The sequence below is a fragment of the Ruminococcus sp. N15.MGS-57 genome, assembly GCF_000980385.1.
Classification (GTDB): Bacteria; Bacillota; Clostridia; order Oscillospirales; family Ruminococcaceae; genus Hominimerdicola; species Hominimerdicola aceti.
Genome location: NZ_LARF01000080.1, coordinates 1 through 2,630, shown reverse-complemented (window position 1 = coordinate 2,630; position 2,630 = coordinate 1). Strand labels below are relative to the sequence as shown.

Genomic DNA, 2,630 nt, shown 5'->3' with positions numbered 1-2,630 from the left:
CTATCTCTCTTTTCTTTTTTCTTAATTTTGTCCAATATCTATTGTAGCACTACAAAGTAACAGTGCGAATTTCATAAAAACTATTGACATTTTGTATCAAACGTTTTATAATTATAAGGTGAATGTGTTCGTTATGGGTGTATTGTGCCCTGACGGCAGAAAAGCCTCTGGGCTTAATAAATTTATCAGGAGGATTAAAGGTGCGAAAAGTTAAAAAACCCGTGTTTTTTATCGTGCTTTTGTGTATAATTGCATTTGGATATCTCACTTATGCAGGAATACATACTCAGTACGGAGATATAAAAACAAGCTATATCAAGGGCGTTGAAGATATCCGCTGGGGTATCGATATTCAGGGTGGCGTAAATGCTACGTTTGAACCTGCCGATAATTACGACGCCACAAAGGAAGAAATGGACGCTGCAAAGGCTGTTATCGAGCAAAGACTTGTAAGCCTTAATATCACAGACAGCGAGGTCTATGTAGACTATAAGAAAAATAAGGTAATGGTTTCATTCCCATGGCAGGCTAACGAAGAAAGCTTTGACCCTGAGGATGCCGTTTCTGAGCTTGGCGAAACTGCAAAGCTTGTATTCAGAAAGGGTAAAGAAGAAAAAGGCGAGCAGGTGCTTACAGGAAATGACGTTAAAAAGGCTGAGGTAAGACAAACTCAGGACGAAACTACAGGAAATATCAAGTATGTAGTAAGCCTGACACTCAATAACAGCGGTAAAAAAGCTTTTGCTGACGCTACAACTGAGCTTGCCGGAAAAGGCTTTATCTCTATCTGGATGGACGATAAGTGCATTTCTGCACCAAGCGTAAATTCAGCTATCACTGACGGTGAGTGCGTTATCGAGGGCAACTTCACATACGATTCTGCAAAAGCTCTTTCAGATAAGATAAATGCAGGTTCTATCCCATTCGACCTTAAAACAACAAGCACGAACATCATTTCACCTACATTGGGTGAGGGTGCAAAAAATGCAATGGTCATCGCAGGACTTATCGCATTTATCGTTATCGCTGCATATATCATCGTTATCTATAAGCTGCCGGGCTTTGTTGCTTCTATCGCACTTATAGGTCAGGTAATAGGTTCTATTGCCTGCATCACAGGTTTCTTTGGAAATATCGACAGCTTTACGCTGACTATACCTGGTATCGCAGGTATTATCCTTTCTATCGGTATGGGCGTTGACGCTAACGTTATCACAGCCGAGAGAATAAAGGAAGAGCTTAACAACGGCAAAACACTTAACGGAGCTATCGAGCTTGGCTATAAGAGAGCGTGGAGCGCAGTATTCGACGGAAACATCACAGTAGTATTCGTTGCAATAATCCTTATGGGTGCATTCGGACCTACAGACAGCGTTTTCGGAACACTTCTCAGCCCTGTATTCTCAGTATTCGGCGCAAGCACAGCAGGTACTATCTATTCACTTGGATATACTCTCCTTGTAGGTATCCTCCTGAACTTTGTATTCGGTATCTTCTGTTCAAGACTTATGCTTTCGTCCCTCTCAAAGTTCAAGTGCTTTAAGAAACGCAAGCTTTACGGAGGTGCTGAAATAAATGAGTAAAGAAAGAAAGACCCTGAATGTTGTGGGTCACAGCAAGTTATTTTATTCCATATCATGCGCACTTATCGCAATTTTTATCATTCTTACATTCGTTATAGGTCTTAACGTGGCTATCGAGTTCAAAGGCGGTACAGTTTTGACTTATACATATGAGGGCGATATAAAGACTTCTGACGTTTCAAATACCGTTTCTGACAGTATCGGAGATAAATGTACAGTAACTCTTGGCGAAAACACAGGAAACGCAGGAAAGACAGTAGAGATAAAATTCTCATCAACAAAGGGTATAAGCGATGATAAGCAGAACACCCTGAAAACAGCCCTTGAAAAGGACTTTCCTGATAATAACATAGAAGTTTATGAGTCAAACGACGTTGCAGCTTCAAGCGGTATGAACTTCTTCTTCAAGTGCCTTGCTGCTTGCGCACTGGCAATGGTCATCACTATCATTTATATCGGATTCAGATTTAAAAAGATAGGCGGTATCTCAGCAGGTGTGTTCTCAGTAGTTGCCCTTGCACACGATATGTGCATGGTTTATGGCTGCTTTGTAATATGCAGATTTGACATCAACGCAAACTTTATGGCAGTTTTGCTGACTATCCTTGGATATTCTATCAACGCAACTATCATCATTTACGACAGAATCAGAGAGAATGAAAATCTCCTTGGCAACAAAATGGAGCTTGAGGATCTTGTAAACCTCTCTATCACACAGACAATGGGACGTTCTATCCATACAACTGTTACAACAGTTCTTGCTATGGCTACAGTTTGTATCGTCTGCATAATCTGTGGAGTAACATCTATCCTGAGCTTTGCTTTCCCACTTATCATCGGTATGATATCAGGTGTTTATTCTTCTAACTGTATCGCACCTACACTGTGGGTACATTGGAAAAAACATCAGGCAAAGAAGTCACATTCAGGTTCAAAAACAGGCAGCACAAAGAAAAAGGCTTCAAGAAGATAAAATTTTATGGACGGTATGTTGTGACCCGCCCCCTGTCAAGTAGACAGCGCAAAAAACAAAAATATTCTATGTTG

2 protein-coding genes are annotated in these 2,630 nt (G+C 40.7%); both read left to right on the top strand.

From position 1 onward, the window contains the following. The first annotated feature begins 200 nt into the window (after nucleotides 1-200). The gene (locus WS40_RS10290; protein ID WP_046442122.1) at nucleotides 201-1,583 is read left to right on the top strand and encodes a preprotein translocase subunit SecD; all 1,383 of its coding nucleotides are present in this window, start codon (nucleotides 201-203) and stop codon (nucleotides 1,581-1,583) included. Continuing rightward, on the top strand, nucleotides 1,576-2,556 hold the full coding sequence (gene secF / locus WS40_RS10285; RefSeq protein WP_046442120.1) for a protein translocase subunit SecF: 981 nt from the start codon (nucleotides 1,576-1,578) through the stop codon (nucleotides 2,554-2,556). The genes WS40_RS10290 and secF overlap by 8 nt, the downstream gene beginning before the upstream one ends. Nucleotides 2,557-2,630: the final 74 nt, after the last annotated feature.